We start from the raw sequence: 17549 nt of genomic DNA, 5'->3' as shown, positions 1-17549 counted from the left end.
CCCGGACTACGTCGAGTAAAGATTCTCGATCGTATCCGTGTAGCGGGTGGCGATCGGCGTGCGTTTGAGTTTGCCGGTGGCGGTGAGACAGTCGCCGCCGGGCTCCCAAACCTCGGCGAGCACAACGTACTTCTTGATCTGCTCCACGCGGGAGAGTTTGCTGTTGGCCGCGGCCACACCCTGTTCGATCACGGCCAGCACCTGCGGATTCTCGGCCAGCGCGGCCGCCGAGGTCTCGGTGATCCCGTGGCGCGCGGCGAAGGCGGCGGCCAGATCAGGGTCCAGGCAGATCAGCGCCGTGTTGTAGGGCCGCTGCTCGCCGATGCAGACCACCGAGCCCGCCAGCGGGGTGTTCGCGGTGATGGTGTTCTCGATATTGGCGGGCGACATATTCTTGCCCGCCGCGTTGATGATGAGCTCTTTCTTCCGATCCACGATTGAGAGATACCCATCGGCGTCGAACGACCCGATATCGCCGGTGTGCAGCCAGCCGTCGGCGTCCACCGTCTCGGCGGTCTTGACCGGGTCGTTGCGGTAGCCGCGCATCACCATCTTGCCGCGGACCAATACCTCGCCGTCCTCGGCGAGCTTCACCTCGGCGCCGGGCAGCGGGGTGCCGACCGTGCCGATCTTCACCCGGTCCGGGCCATTGAGCGTCGCGCCCGCCGTGCATTCGGTCATGCCGTACCCCTCGCACAACGGCAGACCGAGACCGAGGAAGAATTCGTGCACCTCCGGTGGGATGGCCACCGAGCCGGTGACCGCGACCCGCACCTGATCCAGGCCGAGTTTCTCGCGAATGGGTGCGAGCACCAGTCGATCCGCGAGACGGTACCGAAGGGTCTGAAAAGCGCCCGGCACGGTACCGGCCGAGCCGGCTCGTGCCCGGGAGCGCCCGATATCGATGGCCCAGGCGATCAGGCGGCGCTTTATCCCGCTTTCGGTCGCGAAGCGCGCCTCGAGCGCGCCCTTGATCTTCACCCAGATGCGCGGGACGCCGAGGAAGACCGTCGGATGAACTTCTGCCAGCGCCGCGGCCACCTGTGCGAAATCGGCGACGGTGGTGATCTGGCCGCCCTCGAGCATGGTCAGGTAGTGCGCGAACCAGCGGTTCGCAGCGTGTGCGTCCGGCAGGTAGGAGATGACCCGATCGTCCGGGCCCGCGCCACCGAATTGCTCGACGACCCTGGCATTTTCGATGAAATTGGTATGGGTCAGCTCGACCCCTTTGGGCGGACCGGTGGTGCCCGAGGTGTACACGATGGTCAGCAGATCTCCGGGTTCCACAGCGCGCCAAGTAGATTCGAAGTCGAAGTCGTCGCTGCCAGCGGCTTCGACGGCCTCCAGTGCGATCGTGCCCGCCGGGGCCTCGTCTACACAGATGACATGGGCGACGGCGGCCCCCTGCGTGGCAGCCTTCGCCACTGCCGTGAGAATGTCCGGGACGAAACGACTTTCGCAGATCACCGCCTTATTGGCGGCATTGCCGAATTGGTAGGCGAGCAGGTCGACGGGGTTGGTGTTGTAGACAGAGAACGGTGTGGCGCCGGTGTGCAGCACGGCGGTATCGCACAGATGGAATTCGGGCCGGTTGGTCATCATCAACGCGACCGTGTCACCGGGCTCGATGCCGAAAGCGGCCAGACCGGCTGCGATCGAGCGCACCCGGTCTCCATACGCGCGCCAGGTGAGCGATTGCGCACCGTCGTGGGTGCGCAACGCGACCCTATCGGCATACTTCGCGACATTCGCCTGGAATGCGGCGCATAGCGTATCCGGACGGGCCGAACCCGCGGGGACCATCGATGGAACCACGACCTGAACCTTCTGCTCGACAGTGTTCGAGGTCGCGTGTCCGCGCGGTGGCGGATGACCTCGTCGTCGGTACCAGCACAGCGCATGGGCGTGGTGCGCGGCTAGCGGCAAACGCCAAGACTGTGCTCCGTCCGTTTGTGCATCCGACCAAGACGGCCCGAGGGGTGCGGACATCGGAATTCCGTGGCGGTCGGTTGAGGTCCCTCCGATTCGACTCCGTCGCCGACGGTGGCGTCGTATGGTGAAAACGGCGAGCAGCACCCGCCGCGACCCCTAGCGGGTGCGGTCGACCGGGGATGCGGTCGCCTCGCCGATCCGTGGAAACATGTCCGCGAGAGCGAGGAGACAGCCATGATCCCGGATTCCACCGACGGTATCGTGGAGTACATCGACTCGGCCGAGGTCGAGTTCATCGATATTCGATTCTGCGACGTTCCCGGTGTCCAACAACACTTTTCGATGCCCGCCAGCGGGTTCGGCCCGGATCTGGTGGATAACGGCGTCGCCTTCGACGGATCGTCGGTGCGCGGCTTCCAGTCCATCCACGAATCGGACATGTTGCTGCTGCCGGATCTGCGTACCGCGCACCTGGATCCGTTCCGCGCGGCGAAAACGTTGAACCTGAACTGCTTTGTGCACGATCCGCATACGCACGAGGCCTACAGCCGGGATCCCCGCAATATCGCACGCAAGGCCGAGGAATACCTGAAAAGCACCGGCATCGCCGACACCGCGTACTTCGGACCCGAGGCCGAGTTCTACATCTTCGACAGTGTCCGTTACGACACCACGATGAACGGCGCCTTCTACGAGGTGGATTCGTGGTCGGCGGACTGGAACACCGGATCGAAGTTCAACCCCGACGGCAGCCTCAACCGCGGGTACAAGATTCGGGCCAAGGGCGGATACTTCCCGGTCGCGCCGTACGACCACGACGTCGACATCCGCGACGAGATGTGCACCAACCTGATGAACGCCGGATTCGAATTGGAGAAGGGCCATCACGAGGTCGGCACCGCGGGCCAGGCCGAGATCAACTACAAATTCAACACCTTGCTCGCCGCCGCGGACGATCTGCAGCTGTACAAGTACATCGTCAAGAACACCGCGTGGGCGGCGGGCAAGACCGTCACCTTCATGCCGAAACCGCTGTTCGGCGACAACGGTTCCGGTATGCACGTGCACCAATCCCTGTGGAAGGATGGCGCACCGCTCTTCTACGACGAGGCGGGCTACGCGGGCCTGTCCGATCTGGCGCGGCACTACATCGGCGGACTGCTCCGCCACGCGCCCTCGCTGCTCGCCTTCACCAACCCCACCGTGAACTCCTATAAACGCTTGGTGCCCGGCTTCGAGGCGCCGGTCAACCTGGTGTACAGCCAGCGCAATCGCTCAGCGGCCGTACGTATCCCGGTGACCGGCGCCAGCCCCGGGGCCAAACGCCTCGAATTCCGCTGCCCCGACTCCTCCGGCAACCCGTACCTGGCCTTCGCGGCCATGATGATGGCGGGCTTGGACGGCATCCGCCGCAAGATCGAACCGGCTCAACCCATCGACAAGGATCTCTACGAACTCACCCCCGAGGAATCCGCCGAGGTCGCCCAGACTCCGGCCCGGCTCGACAGCGTGATCGACAGCCTGGAGGCCGACAACGACTACCTCACCGAAGGCAATGTCTTCACCGACGATCTCCTCGAAACCTGGATCCGTCTCAAGCGCGACACCGAGATCGCCGAAATCGACATCCGCCCGCACCCGTACGAATTCGAGCTGTACTTCGACGTGTAGCCGACGCGGGCGTCAATCCAGCAGGTGGAGATCGCCGTTGACGGCCGTGAAGGCGGTCGGTGTGAGGCCGAACATGGCGCGGAAGGTGTCGCTGAAGTGAGAGGGGGACGCGAAGCCCGCATCGACCGAGGCGCGGGTGAGATCGTGGCCCGCGGCATATGATTTGGCCACCTCCAGCATTCGCGCCCACTGGATGTAGCGGCGGAAGCTGGTGCCGGTCTGCTCGGCGAAAGTACGCAGGAAATAGGATGTGGAAAGCCCTGCGGTGAGCGCGGTTTCGGCCGCGCGCCGCTGCCGGGCCGGGTCCGCGCGGATCGCGGCCGCCGCCGCGGCGATGCGAGGGTCACGCACCAGGGGCAGCGGAATACTCGCCAATTCCAGCAACCGTGCGATATCGGGTTCCGGTTGCGCGCAGAGCGCGATGATCTCGGTCTCGGCACGGTGGTCGGCGGAGAACCCATTGACCTCGCGCAGCATGCCGCCGAGGCAGCGGGCCACCCGCGCCGAGGTCGCGTCGAAGTAGCAGAACAGCATCCGGCCCGAGCCATCGAGCAGGTGGTGGGTGACGCGGGGCCGGAACAGGAAGCTACGGGCGACAATGTCCGGCGTGCCCGCGGCACGGACCCGGAAGGGTGCGTCGAGCCCGACGCCGAGCGAGGCCACCGCATTGGAGTGGGCGTCCAGGCCCAAGCTCGGGCCGATGTAGATCGCGTGGCCGAGCCGCAGCCACAGCTGCGCCGTCTCGGTAGCGCACGTTTGCGGAAGTGCCGAACGCGCCATACGGGCGACGATACCGGTGTGCCATCGCCGCGCCGAGGCGAGTGGCCGTACCGGAGGGAGAGATCGATGGAGCGGGTGATGAACGAGCCGGCCTTCGCGATGCGGTCGCTGGTCGTGGACGGCACGCGGATGCGCTATGCCGAAGCGGGGAACGGTGATCCGCTGGTATTACTGCACGGCTGGCCGGAGAGTCATGCGGCATGGCGCGCGCAGATCGGTCCGCTCGCCGCGTCACGCCGCGTCATCGCCCCGGATTGGCTCGGGTGGGGCGAGTCCGACCGCGATACTGGACTGGCCTGCGACTACGACAGCGAGGTCGACCGCATCGGCCGCATGCTCGACGCCCTCGACCAGGACCGCGTCGACCTCGCCTGTCATGACTACGGCGGCTTCCTCGGGCTCGGCTTCGCGCAACGCCATCCGGACCGCGTCCGTCGCCTCGCGATCCTCAATTCCCGCGCCCACGGCACCTTCACCCGCCCCTATTACGCGCTGTTCGGGCTCATCACCGCGGTGGCCCGGCGTCCGCGTCTACGTCCGCTGCTGACCGCCCGCCCCCTGAAATCGCTGCACCGGTGGGGCCTTGCGCCCTACATCCGCAACGGCTCCTTCGACCGCGACCGGCTCGACCGCTACCTCACCGCACTGGACACCCCCGAAGGCCGCCACTGGTACGCCCACTTCTGGTCCGGCTACCGGGTGCGCATTCATCCCGAACTCCGGGACGGACTCCCGGCCATCACCTGCCCCACCGCCGTCATCTGGGGCGTGCGCGACCCGGCCATCCCCTTCGACACGGCCCGGGAACTGGCCGAACGCATCCCCGACGCCACCCTCACCGCCCTCGATGGCAGTCACTTCATCATGGAGGAACGACCGACCGAGGTCACCGAGGCCCTCGACGCCTGGCTCCGCCGACCCGCGCCGTGACCGGATAGGCGGGTGCGGCAGCTACCGGCGATGCAGTTCGATGGCGAGTGACACCAATTCGGGCATGTGATCGCCGTCGGTGCCCGCCAGCCGGATCGCCTCCTCGGCCGGGAAGGTGCGAACCTCGAGGATCTGCTCGGCGTCCGCGGGATTGGTCGGCGCCGAATCGAGCACCACATCGGCCGTGCACCAGAGGAAGGCCTTGCGCGGGTGCGGCTGCCATTCCCGGTACGGCGCGGGGCGATCGCTGATGCCGTGGTGCGCGCCGATCCACCGGATCGGGCCGACCGGACGCGCACCCGCCTCCTCCTCGAGCTCGCGGCGAATGCAGTCGTCGATGGACTCGCCCGCCTCGCGAGTACCGCCCGGCACCAGCCAGATATCGCGGTCGTCGCGACACAGCACGATCCGCGCGCCGACGAAGCAGACGACATGGATATTGGTGACCAATTCATCCGCGGGCAGCTCGGTCGAGAATTGGACGTCGAGGCCGCCCCATTCCCAGCGGACGGGGGTGTGTAGCAACGGATATCGGTCGGCGAGCGTCACCGCGACCACGCTAGCCGGATCACGGAATACGGAACAGCAGCATCTCCGGATCGAGTCCCTCGTCCTCCACCCGGAAGGCGTTGCGGAACAACTCCTGGCTGCGATCGTTGCGGCGCACCGCGGTGCCGATCTCGGGATTGACGCGACATTCGGCGGCACAGCGCAACCAATCGCGGGTGAACGCGGCATCCTGGAAGCGAGGGAATTGGAACCTCGGGCCCATCATCCAGCACATGCTGAGCATGCCGAGCTGCGCGTCGGCGGGCCAGGAATCGAAGGCGGCGAACGGCATGATGATCGAGCCACTGCTGTGCCGCACCATGCGACCGCGGAGCAGGGTCTCCAGTTCGTCGAGATGCTCGAAGACCAGCCGTTCGATCGCGGCCTCGGTGAGCCGTAGGTCGGTCAGGCGCTCGAAGCGGCGGCAGCCGCCGGGCACGAGATCGGTGCGGCTCTTCACCATGTCCCAGGCGGCGTCGATCTCGGGGTCGGAGGCGTAGCCACCGCGGGTGCCGTGGCGCCAGGGGAGCCGTCGAGCGGTGGCGAGGGCGGCGGCTCGTTCGGCCGTGCTCGGCGGGCTGAGCACGCGCACCGCATCGTCGAGCTTGATGCCGACGGCGGTGCTGACGTAGCCCCGGGCGTCCAGGTACATCCAGGGCACCCGGCCCTCCAGCGGCACATTGAACGGCAGCCAGATCTCGCGGACCGCGGCTTTCATCGGTAGAACTCCGTATTCCGGTGCGACGCGCGGGAATCGGATATCGCATCCGACACGACGCACCCTTCGCTATGTGGTGAATGCGTCGACAGGTGACGCTATTCCAGCATCGGGTGGCCGAATGCGGAGAACACGAGTAGTGGACTACTCATGTTTCTCACCTGGCGCCTTCGATCGGATCGGTACCCGGCCGCATACGCGCGCTGACCGGCGGTCCACGGGTGACCGGCGCGCGCCCGCGCGCCCTCAGCGCTCGCGGGCCAGGATGCGATAGCTGCTATTCCACGCCCATTCGACCGGGCCGCGTTCGAAGCGGCGTAGCCACAGGTGGGCGCCGGTGACGATGATCAACGACACCAGCAGGTACATGCCGATCGTGAACGGCACCCTGGCGTCGGGAGCAACCTCGGCGGCCAGTCCCAGCCCCCACCCGTAGCACAGCGCCGAAGCGACCAGGTTCTGCAGGATGTAGCAGCTGAGCGCGGTGCGGCCGACCTCGCTCAGCCGGGCTCCGATGAACCCGACGCGGGGGCGGCGCACATAGAACTCCGCCACCAGCGCCAGGATGCCGAGCGCCACGAACGGCGCCGTGCCGTACCGGGTGAACAGGATCAGATCCCCGCCGCCGAAGACGCCGGCCACCAGGTCGATCGGCGCCGCCACTCCGAAGCCGACGACCATGAGCCGCTTGCGGATTCGCGCACCCGCCGGTTCGAAGACACCCTCCCGGAACAGTCGCACGCCGACCAGGAACAGCGCGATCGACATCGGGAAGATGAAGATCGCCTCGACCCGGAACATGCCCGCGTTCTCCAGCCGGAACAGCACCAGATCCCAGAACGATCCGTCCGCATAGGGATTCGGATCCAGCGGTTCGCGCGGTGCTGGATCCCGCGGCGGCACGAAGGCCATCGCGATGCCGATCGCCGTCAGCATCGCGACGTGTACGGCCGCCGCGATGATCAGCCAACGCCGTTGCGCCCGTTCGCTCGTCGCGAGTACGAACGCGACCACCAACCCGGTGACCGCATAGCCCATCAGCACGTCGAACTCCGCGACGAAGACGAAGTTGAGTACACCGTCCAGGAATAGCAATCCGGCCCGCCACGGATATCTGCCGGGCCAGCGTCGCCCGCCGCGCACCGCGGAAGCCTGCTGGATGGCGAGTCCGATGCCGAACATGACGGTGAGCAGTCCGAGGAATTTGCCCTGTGCCAGTTGCTGGAGTATCCGCTCGGTCCACGCCCAGCCACCGGAGGCATCGGCGAGCCCGCCGATGTACCCGATGAGCCCCTCGGGGTCGGTCAGAATCCAGATGTTGGTGCCGAGCGTGCCGAGGATCGCGATCCCGCGCAGCACATCCAACGCGACCAAGCGGGCGGGTCGGGCAGCGGTAACCTGTTCCTCCGGTTTCCGGTGCCGCCCTGCCGTATCCGGCGTGGTCGTGGCCATCGATTCGATCATGTACCGAGAATCCCGGGATCGGGGTCGACGCGGATCCTACGGAAGTACCACCCTCGGTATGACATTGGTATCGGTCGCCTAGGCTCGATGCCATGCAGCGCATCATCGGAATCGAGGTCGAATACGGCATCTCGACCCCCACGGAGCCGTCGGCCAACCCGATCCTGACCTCCACCCAGGCGGTGCTGGCGTACGCCGCCGCCGAGGGTGTGCCACGGGCCAAGCGGACCCGCTGGGACTACGAGGTGGAATCGCCGCTGCGTGACGCGCGCGGATTCGACCTGAGCCGGATGAACGGGCCCGCCCCGGTGATCGACGCCGACGAGGTCGGTGCGGCGAATATGATCCTGACCAACGGCGCGCGGCTCTACGTCGACCACGCGCACCCGGAGTACTCCGCCCCCGAGGTCACCGACCCGCTGGACGCGGTGATCTGGGACAAAGCCGGGGAGCGGGTGATGGAGGCCGCCGCAAGGCACGCCTCCAGCGTCCCGGGCGCCCCGCGCCTGCAGCTGTACAAGAACAACGTCGACGGCAAGGGTGCCTCCTACGGCACCCACGAGAACTACCTGATGAGCCGCGACACCCCCTTCAACCAGATCATCGTCGGGCTGACCCCGTTCTTCGTCTCCCGTCAGGTGATCACCGGTTCCGGGCGGGTCGGCATCGGCCAGTCCGGTGACCATGCCGGATTCCAGCTGTCCCAGCGTTCGGACTACATCGAGGTCGAGGTCGGCCTGGAGACCACGCTCAAGCGCGGCATCATCAACACCCGCGACGAACCGCACGCCGACGCGGACAAGTACCGCAGGCTGCACGTCATCATCGGTGACGCCAACCTGGCCGAGATGTCGACCTACCTGAAGGTCGGCACCACCGCGCTGGTGCTGGATCTGATCGAGGCGGGCGAGGATCTGTCCGACCTGCAGCTGGCCCGTCCGGTCACCGCTGTGCACCAGATCAGCCACGATCCGACGCTGCGCACCGCTGTCGCGCTGACCGATGGCCGTGAACTCACCGGCCTGGCGCTGCAACGGCTCTACCACGAGCGGGTGGCGAAGTTCATGGACCGCGAGGGCAACGACGACCCGCGTGCCCTCGACATCCTGGAGAACTGGGCCATGGTGCTCGACCTGCTGGAGCGCGATCCGATGGAGACCGCGAACCTGCTGGACTGGACCGCCAAGCTGCGGCTGCTGGAGGGTATGCGCAACCGTGAGGGCCTCGGCTGGGCCGCGCCCAAACTGCACCTGATGGACCTGCAGTACTCCGACGTGCGCCTGGACAAGGGTCTGTACAACCGCCTGGTCGCGCGCGGCTCGATGAAGCGCCTGGTCACCGAGCAGCAGGTGCTCGATGCGATGACCAATCCGCCCACCGATACCCGCGCCTATTTCCGCGGTGAATGCCTGCGCCGATTCGGCGCCGATATCGCCGCGGCCAGCTGGGATTCCGTGATCTTCGATCTGGGCGGTGATTCGCTGGTGCGTATCCCCACCTTGGAGCCCCGCCGCGGCACCAAATCCCATGTCGGCAAGCTGCTCGACGGTGTCGACACCGCCGCGGAACTGGTCGAGCAGCTCACCCAGTAGGCCCGCGCTCCATGTCGACTCGGTCCCACATCGGACGCGAATCCGACATGGTCTCGGTTCCGCTGGGTAGGGTTGTTGTACGAGCACGAACATTGCTCATGATCGGGGCCGTGCTCATACTTGGGCTCCGGTCATGATGAGGACAGAGGAGGTCGGCTGCCATGGCACAAGAGCAGACCAAGCGCGCCGGGGGCGGCGACGAGGACGAGGGTCCGGAGGGCGTCGATGCCGCCGGTCAGGAGCGCCGCGAGAAGTTGGCGGAGGATACCGACGACCTGCTCGACGAGATCGATGACGTGCTCGAGGAGAACGCCGAGGACTTCGTCCGCGCGTACGTGCAGAAGGGCGGCCAGTGACAGCAGGTGACCCGATGCGTCTCCAACCGGGGCACGCGCTCTCGTCCTTCACCGAACACCTGCGCACACACGCACCGGAACTGTTGCCGGGCAACAGGTTCGCCGCGATCGATGGTGCCACCGGAGCTTCCGGTGGCACCGTCGCGAAGGACCTGGCTCCGCACGGGACCACCATCGTCGCGGTCAGTTACCGCGGCGGTGTGCTGATCGCGGGTGATCGGCGGGCCACCCAGGGAAACCTGTTGGCCAGCAGGGATATCGAGAAGGTGTACATCACCGACACCTATTCGGCGGCGGGTATCGCGGGCACCGCGGGCATGGCCATCGAGATGGTGCGGCTGTTCGCCGTCGAACTGGAGCACTACGAGAAGATCGAGGGCGTCTCGCTCACCTTCGACGGTAAGTCCAACAAACTGTCGAAGATGGTGCGCGACAACCTGCCCGCGGCCCTACAGGGGCTGGCGGTGGTGCCGATACTGGTCGGCTACGACCAGCACGCCACCGATCCGGACCGGGCGGGCCGCATCGTCTCCTACGACGTGGTCGGCGGCCGCAGTGAGGAGCGGTTCGGCTACACCGCGGTCGGCTCCGGTTCGGTTTTCGCCAAGTCATCGCTGAAGAAGCTGTACGCCAAGGGAATCGACGAGACGCGCGCGTTGCGCATCGCCGTCGAGTCGCTGTTCGACGCCGCCGATGACGACACCGCCACCGGCGGCCCGGATATGGTGCGCGGCATCTATCCGACAGCGATCGTCATCAATGACGAGGGCGCCGAAGAGGTGACCGAGGCGCGGTTGGAGGAGATCACCCGCGGCATCGTCGCCGACCGGGAGGCCGCGGAAGAAGGGAGTGCCCCCGCATGACGCTGCCGTACTACGCGTCGGCCGAGCAGATCATGCGCGACAAGACCGAACTTGCGCGCAAAGGCATCGCTCGCGGTCGCAGTGTCATCGTCCTGGTGTACGACAAGGGTGTGCTGTTCGTCGCGGAGAACCCGTCCGCGACCCTGCACAAGGTGAGTGAGCTCTACGACCGCGTCGGGTTCGCGGCCGTCGGCAAGTACAACGAGTTCGAGAGCCTGCGCCGAGGTGGCATCCTGCAGGCCGACCTGCGCGGTTATCAGTACGACCGGCGGGATGTGGCGGGCCGGGCGCTGGCCAACGCCTACGCGTCGACCCTCGGGTCGATCTTCACCGATCAGCTCAAGCCCTACGAGGTGGAGCTGTGCGTCGCCGAGGTCGGATATCCGGAGCAGGCGTCGCAGTCGGTGCTGTACCGGATCACCTTCGACGGGTCGATCGTGGACGAGCGCGAATACGTGGTGATGGGCGGCACGACCGAACCCATCGTCACCGCGTTGAAGAGCTCCTATCAGGCGGGTCTGGATCTGGGCGCCGCCATGGGGATCGCGGTGAAGGCGTTGCAGGCCGGGATTCCGGAGGGTGCCGATAAGGAGAAGCGGGGCTTGGGGGTGACCTCACTGGAGGTTGCCACGCTGGAGCAGTCGCGGCCGCGACGGGCCTTCCGCCGGATCTCCAACAACCAGTTGGAGCAGTTGCTGGCTACCGGTAAGCCGGCCGCCAAGGGCAAGTCGGCGCCGAAAACCGCCGATGACGGCGCCCAGCCGGAATAAGCCTTCCGGCGAATAGCCACCTCGGGCCCGCGCCCGGAACACCGCACAGCGGACGTTCCGGCGCGGGCCCGAGCCATTCCCGAGGTCGAATGGCGCGCCCGACCTCGGGGTACGGTCGTGCCGAATTCCGCCGGTGTGGTCCCGGCAAATCCGGCAAACCGACCCAAATCGTTGTGAAGACGTATGCGTTCGTATTCTCCGCAGCCCCACGCGACCGCATGACATGGCTGTAATGTCGATGGTGTGCAGCGACGAATTATGGGGATCGAGACCGAGTTCGGTGTGACATGCACCTTCCACGGTCACCGTCGGCTGTCCCCCGACGAGGTAGCCCGGTACCTGTTCCGCCGGGTGGTGTCCTGGGGCCGTAGCTCTAACGTGTTCCTCCGCAACGGCGCTCGGCTGTACCTCGATGTCGGTTCGCATCCGGAGTACGCCACCGCGGAATGTGACAGTCTGCATCAGTTGGTCACCCACGACCGTGCGGGCGAGCGGGTGTTGGAAGAGCTACTCATCGACGCCGAGCAGCGGCTCGCCGAAGAGGGTATCGGCGGCGACATCTACCTGTTCAAGAACAACACCGACTCCGCGGGCAACTCCTACGGCTGCCACGAGAACTTCCTCGTGGTCCGGGCGGGCGAATTCTCCCGGATCTCCGATGTGCTGCTGCCGTTCCTGGTGACCCGCCAATTGATCTGTGGCGCGGGCAAAGTGCTCCAGACGCCCAAGGCGGCCACCTTCTGCCTGTCGCAGCGGGCCGAACATATCTGGGAGGGCGTCTCCTCGGCGACCACCCGGTCCCGGCCGATCATCAACACCAGGGATGAGCCGCATGCGGACGCGGAGAAATACCGCCGCCTGCATGTAATCGTCGGCGACTCGAATATGTCCGAGACCACCACCATGCTCAAGGTGGGCACGGCCGCGCTGGTACTCGAGATGATCGAGGCCGGTGTCTCGTTCCGCGATTTCGCCCTGGACAACCCGATCCGCGCCATCCGCGAGGTGAGCCACGACCTGACCGGCCGACGGCCGGTGCGGCTGGCCGGCGGACGGCAGGCGAGCGCCCTGGACATCCAGCGCGAGTACTACGCCCGCGCCGTCGAGCACCTACGCAACCGGGACCGGGATCCGCAGATCGACCAGGTGGTCGACCTGTGGGGCCGCACCCTGGACGCGGTCGAGGCGCAGGACTTCGCCAAGGTCGACACCGAGATCGACTGGGTGATCAAGCGCAAACTGTTCCAGCGCTACCAGGACCGCTACAACATGGAGCTGTCCGATCCCAAGATCGCCCAGCTGGATCTGGCCTATCACGACATCAAGCGCGGACGCGGCGTCTTCGACCTGCTCCAGCGCAAGGGTCTGGCCAAGCGGATCACCGAGGACGAGGCCGTGGACGCCGCGGTGGACACGCCGCCGCAGACCACCCGGGCCAAACTGCGCGGTGACTTCATCACCGCCGCCCAGGAGGCCGGTCGCGACTTCACCGTCGATTGGGTACATCTCAAGCTCAACGATCAGGCGCAGCGCACCGTGCTCTGCAAGGATCCGTTCCGCTCGGTCGACGAGCGTGTGGACCGGCTCATCGCCTCGATGTAGACAGCCGACGCCTCGAAGCCGCCCACCGTGCACGGTGGGCGGCTTTCGTTCGCGGTTTGCAACCGAAGACGACCTCCGTCCGGCAGCAGCGCACTAGCGTGGAGTGTATGACCGAGACGGAACTCCTCGACGAACTGCTCACGGTCGAGCGCCGCGGTTGGGACGCGCTGTGTACGAGCACCGGTGCGGAGTTCTACGGCTCGCTGATGAGCGACGACGCGCTGATGATCCTCGCCGATGGCGCAGTTCTCGATCGCGCTGCCGTGGTCGCCTCCCTGAAGGACGCGCTCCCGTGGCGCGCATTCGATATCGAAGATCCGCGGGTAGTGGTAGCGGGTCGCGACGCCGCCGTCCTCGTCTACATCGCGGTGGCGTATCTCGACTCGCGAGAACCCGCTTTCCGGGGTGCGATGTCGAGTACGTACATCCGCACGCCGGACTGTTGGCGGCTGGCCTGCTATCAGCAGACACGTTTTCCCGACTGACGCGCTACCCGCCGTCGGCCAGGTAACGCTCGACGGACTCGACCTTCGCGGTCATCCCGTCGGTCACCCCGGGCCGGATATCGGCCTTGAGCACCAGGCTGCAGCGCGGCGCGACCGCCAGGATCGCGTCGGTGGCTTGCTTCACCACCGCCATGACCTCGTCCCATTCGCCCTCGACGGTGGTGAACATGGCGTCCGTACGGTTCGGTAGTCCGCTGGCCCGCACTACCCGGACCGCCTCGGCTACAGCACGTCCGACATCGACGCCGGTGCCGAGGGGTGTCACGGAGAAGGCGACGATCATTGATGACTCCTCGGGGGTGGTCGGTCCATTCGCGTATACGCCGATTCTCACCGTTCGCCGATCTCCCGGATGTGACCGAGTGAATCGCGCGCCGCCGCGCACTGTGGGTCCGGCGCAGATTACCCTCTATCGGGTGGCGATATCCAAGGTCGAGCGGCTGATGAATCTGGTCATCGCGCTGCTGTCGACTCGGCAGTTCTTGACCGCGGAGCGGATTCGGGACAGCGTCGCGGGGTACGAGGAGTCCGCGAGCGACGAGGCGTTCAGCCGGATGTTCGAGCGGGACAAGAACGAGCTGCGCGACCTGGGCATACCGCTGGAAGTCGGCCAGGTGAGCCGGTACTCGACGCTGGAGGGTTACCGGATCAATCGGGATGCCTACGAGCTGCCCGATATCGACCTGTCCGACGAGGAAGCGGCGGCCGTCGCGGTGGCGGTTCAGATGTGGGAGTCCCCTGAGTTGGCGGCTGCGGCCGACGGCGCGCTGTTGAAGCTACGGGCGGCGGGTGTGCACGTGGAGACCGACGCGGCGGTGGCCTCGGTGCCCGCCGTGCCCGCGCGCACCCGCGGTTCGGAGCCGGTGCTCGGCAAGTTGCTCGCCGCGATCGATGCGGGCCGCGCCGTGCGGTTCGAACACCGCGGCGCGATCAATGCGCCGTATCTCATGCGCGATGTGGAGCCGTGGGGTGTGGTGACCCATCACGGACGCTGGTACCTCGTCGGGCACGACCGGGGCCGGGATGCGGTGCGTAGCTTCCGGCTGTCCCGGATTGGTGACGACATCACCGCGTACGGTCCGGTGAACGTCGTGCGCAAACCGGACGGCGTCGATCTGCGGGCGATCGTGGACCGGGTCACCAGCAGCGCGCCGGTCAGTGGATCGGCGACGGTGTGGGTGGCCGACGACCGTGGCCGGGAGATCCGCAGGCTCGGCCGGGTGATCGAGCAGCGCCGCGTCGGCGACCGCGCCGGGGTGGTGGTGGAAGTGCCGATCCGCTCCCGTGACTGGCTGGCCCGCCTGATCACCGGTCTCGGCCCGGACGCGTTGGTGCTCGCGCCCGAGGAACTACGGTCCGATGTGGTCGCGCGGCTGCGTTCGGTCCTCGAACGGACGGAGGTCGCGCTGTGAGTAATACGCGCCTTTCCGTGCGGCTTTCGCGGCTGCTCAATATGATTCCGTACTTCATCGCCAACCCGGGGATCAGCGCCGCCGAGGCCGCCGCCGATCTCGGTGTGACGACCAAACAGCTGATGAGCGATCTGAATCAGCTGTGGATGTGCGGGCTACCCGGCTACGGGCCCGGCGATCTGATCGACCTGTCCTTCTCCGAGGAGAGCATCGAGGTCACCTTCTCAGCGGGTATCGACCGGCCGTTGCGGCTGACTTCCACCGAGGCGACGGCGCTGCTGGTGGCGCTGCGCTCGATCGTGGAGATGCCGGGCATGGTCGATCCGACCGCGGCGTACGCGGCCATCGCCAAGATCGAATCGGCGATCGCGGGCGGCGGTGTCGGGGCGGGCGAGGGTGAGGAGCCCAGGGTGGCGCCGATGGAGGCGCCCGCGGTGGCGGCGGTCCGCTCGGCGCTGGCTCGGCAGCACGCGCTGCGCATCGTCTACTACTCGGCCAGCCGCGATGTGGTGTCGGAGCGGGTCGTCGACCCCATCCGAATCGTTCTGGTCGACGACAACAGCTATCTACAGGCCTGGTGCAGGCAGGCCGAGGGCGTGCGGCTGTTCCGATTCGACAGGATCGAGGCGGCGACCGAGCTCGACGAGCCCGCCCGCCCGCCCAGCCATGCCGCCGCGGCCGCCGCGGCGCTCGACCTGTTCCAGGAGGATCCCGCGGTTCCGCTGGCGCGCTTGCGGATTCGCGGCGACTACGGGTGGGTACTGGATCAGTACCCGATGCATCGACTCGCCGTACATCCCGACGGCAGCCTGGAGACCACCATGCGTTTCGCCACCCTCGACTGGATGGCGCGCTTGCTGCTCGGGTTCGGTTCGGGGGTGACGGTGCTGGGTCCGCCGGAGCTCGTGGCGGCGGTGCGTGAACGTTCCGATGCCGCGCTGGCGGCCTACGCGGAGGCCGGGTTCGAGGTTCGATGAATGTCATGGTGCTCGGTGCGGGCAGCATCGGGGTTTTCGTCGGCGGGAAGCTGGCGGCCGCTGGCGCCGAGGTGATCTTCGTCGGTCGGCCCCGGGTACTGGACGAGATCACCGCGTCGGGGCTGCGGCTGACCGATCTCGACGGCGGCGAGGTCGCGGTCGCGCCCGACGGATTCCGGGTGGCCACCGAGCCGGAGGAGGTCGGATCGGCGGACCTGGTGCTCGTCACGGTGAAGTCTGCGGCGACCGCCGATGCGGTCCGGGGGCTGACCGGCAAGATCCGGCCCGGAACCGTGGTGCTGAGCCTGCAGAACGGGATCGGCAACGACACGGTGATCCGGGAGATCCTGCCCACCTGCGTGGTCCTGGCCGGAATGGTGATGTTCAATGTCGTGCATCACCCGGACGGTTGGTTCCACCGCGGCACCGACGGCGTGATCGCGGTGCAGGACGATCCCGCGCTGGCCGAGTTCGCCGGGGTCTTCGATCGGGCGGGTCTGGCGCTGCGCCGGTATCCGGATCTGCGGCCGGTGCGGTGGGCCAAGCTGCTGCTCAACCTGAACAATCCGATCAACGCCCTGTCCGGACGGCCGCTGCGCGAGGAACTCGCGGACCGCGACTACCGCCGCTGCCTGGCGCTGACCCAGGCCGAGGCACTGGCCACGATGAACAGGGCGCGAATTCGCCCGGCCCGGCTGACCCCGTTGCCGCCCGCGCTGATGACCCGGCTGCTGACGGCGCCGGACGGCGTTTTTCGTCGGGTAGCGGGCAAGGTGCTGGCCATCGATCCGGTGGCGCGTTCGTCCATGGCCGACGATCTCGCGCTCGGGCGCAAGACCGAAATCTCTTGGCTCTGCGGCGAAATCGTCGGGCTCGGTGCGATGGTGGGGATGCCGACCCCGGTGAACCAGCGCCTCATCGAATTGATCGTCGCGGCCGAACAGGGTGACCAGCGCACCTGGACCGGTCCGGAACTGTTGGAGCAATTGCGGGCGGCGGCAGCGAGCGAGCCCACCTGAACACCCGGCAAACCCGGACTGACCGGGACGTTCGTGACCCCCGTGGTCCGGTAGCATCGAACTACCACAGTCTTGGGAGGTACAGATGTCAGGCACGTTCAGCTGGACGCACCTGCTGATCATCGCGTTGCTGTTCGTGGTGCTCTTCGGCGCGAAGCGGCTGCCGGATGCGGCCCGCGGCCTCGGGCGGTCGCTGCGCATCTTCAAGAGCGAGGTCAGCCAGATGCAGAAGGAGGAGACCCCCGCGAGCCCCGCGGCTCCGACCCAGCAACCGGCACAGCAGCTGCCCCCGGGGCAGTCCGTCGCGCAGCCCGCGCAGCCGCAGGCCGAGCCGAAGTCGATCTAGCGAGCTGTTCCCACCGGGGTGAGCGCCGCTCACCCCGTTCAGTGCTGTTCGGCGGTTTGTGA

The 17549-nt window shown here is 66.9% G+C and carries 18 protein-coding genes; 12 read left to right on the top strand and 6 right to left on the bottom strand.

From position 1 onward, the window contains the following. Positions 1-6: 6 nt before the first annotated feature. Positions 7-1803, bottom strand: a complete 1797-nt coding sequence (locus tag AB0H61_RS00550) for a long-chain fatty acid--CoA ligase (RefSeq protein WP_357299766.1) — start codon at positions 1801-1803, stop codon at positions 7-9. 363 nt (positions 1804-2166) lie between these two features. Here AB0H61_RS00550 and glnA point away from each other — a divergent pair, with 363 nt between their 5' ends. After that, entirely contained in the window at positions 2167-3603 is a 1437-nt protein-coding gene (glnA, locus tag AB0H61_RS00545; protein ID WP_357297459.1) for a type I glutamate--ammonia ligase, read from the top strand. Positions 3604-3615: 12 nt separating this feature from the next. Here glnA and AB0H61_RS00540 read toward each other — a convergent pair whose 3' ends face one another. After that, on the bottom strand, positions 3616-4383 hold the full coding sequence (locus tag AB0H61_RS00540) for a helix-turn-helix domain-containing protein (protein ID WP_357297456.1): 768 nt from the start codon (positions 4381-4383) through the stop codon (positions 3616-3618). Between the two features lie 78 nt (positions 4384-4461). Here AB0H61_RS00540 and AB0H61_RS00535 point away from each other — a divergent pair, with 78 nt between their 5' ends. Beyond that, a complete protein-coding gene (locus AB0H61_RS00535; RefSeq protein ID WP_357297454.1) occupies positions 4462-5313 on the top strand; it encodes an alpha/beta hydrolase in 852 nt (283 codons plus the stop codon). A gap of 21 nt (positions 5314-5334) precedes the next feature. Here AB0H61_RS00535 and AB0H61_RS00530 read toward each other — a convergent pair whose 3' ends face one another. The 3 genes from AB0H61_RS00530 to AB0H61_RS00520 all read right to left on the bottom strand — a co-directional run bounded on the left by AB0H61_RS00530 (position 5335) and on the right by AB0H61_RS00520 (position 8044). Then, entirely contained in the window at positions 5335-5862 is a 528-nt protein-coding gene (locus AB0H61_RS00530; RefSeq protein WP_357297451.1) for an NUDIX domain-containing protein, read from the bottom strand. A 19-nt stretch (positions 5863-5881) separates the two neighbouring features. Further along, positions 5882-6580 (bottom strand): hypothetical protein, encoded by a 699-nt coding sequence (locus tag AB0H61_RS00525; RefSeq protein ID WP_357297449.1) that lies wholly within the window; start codon positions 6578-6580, stop codon positions 5882-5884. 246 nt (positions 6581-6826) lie between these two features. Beyond that, the gene (locus AB0H61_RS00520; RefSeq protein ID WP_357297446.1) at positions 6827-8044 is read right to left on the bottom strand and encodes a DUF418 domain-containing protein; all 1218 of its coding nucleotides are present in this window, start codon (positions 8042-8044) and stop codon (positions 6827-6829) included. A gap of 92 nt (positions 8045-8136) precedes the next feature. On the opposite strand from AB0H61_RS00520, the gene dop reads away from it, so the two are divergent. The 6 genes from dop to AB0H61_RS00490 all read left to right on the top strand — a co-directional run bounded on the left by dop (position 8137) and on the right by AB0H61_RS00490 (position 13712). Continuing rightward, positions 8137-9636, top strand: coding sequence for a depupylase/deamidase Dop (gene dop, locus AB0H61_RS00515; RefSeq protein WP_357297444.1), 1500 nt, complete (start codon positions 8137-8139; stop codon positions 9634-9636). Between the two features lie 161 nt (positions 9637-9797). Further along, on the top strand, positions 9798-9992 hold the full coding sequence (locus AB0H61_RS00510; protein ID WP_014351559.1) for a ubiquitin-like protein Pup: 195 nt from the start codon (positions 9798-9800) through the stop codon (positions 9990-9992). A 14-nt stretch (positions 9993-10006) separates the two neighbouring features. Further along, positions 10007-10855: a proteasome subunit beta gene (gene prcB / locus AB0H61_RS00505; protein ID WP_357297441.1), complete on the top strand. Its 849-nt coding sequence runs from the start codon at positions 10007-10009 to the stop codon at positions 10853-10855. Continuing rightward, positions 10852-11625, top strand: a complete 774-nt coding sequence (gene prcA / locus AB0H61_RS00500) for a proteasome subunit alpha (protein WP_357297439.1) — start codon at positions 10852-10854, stop codon at positions 11623-11625. The genes prcB and prcA overlap by 4 nt, the downstream gene beginning before the upstream one ends. Before the next feature lie 243 nt (positions 11626-11868). Further along, positions 11869-13227 carry a Pup--protein ligase gene (gene pafA / locus AB0H61_RS00495; protein WP_218024195.1) on the top strand — a complete coding sequence of 453 codons (1359 nt, stop codon included), beginning with the start codon at positions 11869-11871 and terminating at the stop codon, positions 13225-13227. Between the two features lie 107 nt (positions 13228-13334). After that, the gene (locus AB0H61_RS00490) at positions 13335-13712 is read left to right on the top strand and encodes a nuclear transport factor 2 family protein (RefSeq protein ID WP_357297436.1); all 378 of its coding nucleotides are present in this window, start codon (positions 13335-13337) and stop codon (positions 13710-13712) included. Between the two features lie 4 nt (positions 13713-13716). Here the strand turns inward: AB0H61_RS00490 and AB0H61_RS00485 are convergent, their stop codons facing one another. Then, positions 13717-14016, bottom strand: a complete 300-nt coding sequence (locus AB0H61_RS00485; protein ID WP_357297434.1) for an MTH1187 family thiamine-binding protein — start codon at positions 14014-14016, stop codon at positions 13717-13719. Between the two features lie 133 nt (positions 14017-14149). Here AB0H61_RS00485 and AB0H61_RS00480 point away from each other — a divergent pair, with 133 nt between their 5' ends. The 4 genes from AB0H61_RS00480 to tatA all read left to right on the top strand — a co-directional run bounded on the left by AB0H61_RS00480 (position 14150) and on the right by tatA (position 17487). Next, entirely contained in the window at positions 14150-15145 is a 996-nt protein-coding gene (locus tag AB0H61_RS00480) for a YafY family protein (protein WP_357297431.1), read from the top strand. Beyond that, the gene (locus tag AB0H61_RS00475) at positions 15142-16122 is read left to right on the top strand and encodes a YafY family protein (RefSeq protein ID WP_357297428.1); all 981 of its coding nucleotides are present in this window, start codon (positions 15142-15144) and stop codon (positions 16120-16122) included. Before AB0H61_RS00480 ends, AB0H61_RS00475 begins: the two co-directional genes overlap by 4 nt. Further along, positions 16119-17141: a 2-dehydropantoate 2-reductase gene (locus AB0H61_RS00470; protein ID WP_357297425.1), complete on the top strand. Its 1023-nt coding sequence runs from the start codon at positions 16119-16121 to the stop codon at positions 17139-17141. Before AB0H61_RS00475 ends, AB0H61_RS00470 begins: the two co-directional genes overlap by 4 nt. A gap of 85 nt (positions 17142-17226) precedes the next feature. Continuing rightward, on the top strand, positions 17227-17487 hold the full coding sequence (gene tatA, locus AB0H61_RS00465; RefSeq protein WP_357297424.1) for a Sec-independent protein translocase subunit TatA: 261 nt from the start codon (positions 17227-17229) through the stop codon (positions 17485-17487). Positions 17488-17549 lie beyond the last annotated feature (62 nt).

It is taken from the genome of Nocardia sp. NPDC050710, from assembly GCF_040654375.1.
Taxonomy (GTDB): domain Bacteria; phylum Actinomycetota; class Actinomycetes; order Mycobacteriales; family Mycobacteriaceae; genus Nocardia.
The sequence above is the reverse complement of the archived record's forward strand: the minus strand, read 5'-3'. Positions and strand labels throughout refer to the sequence as shown.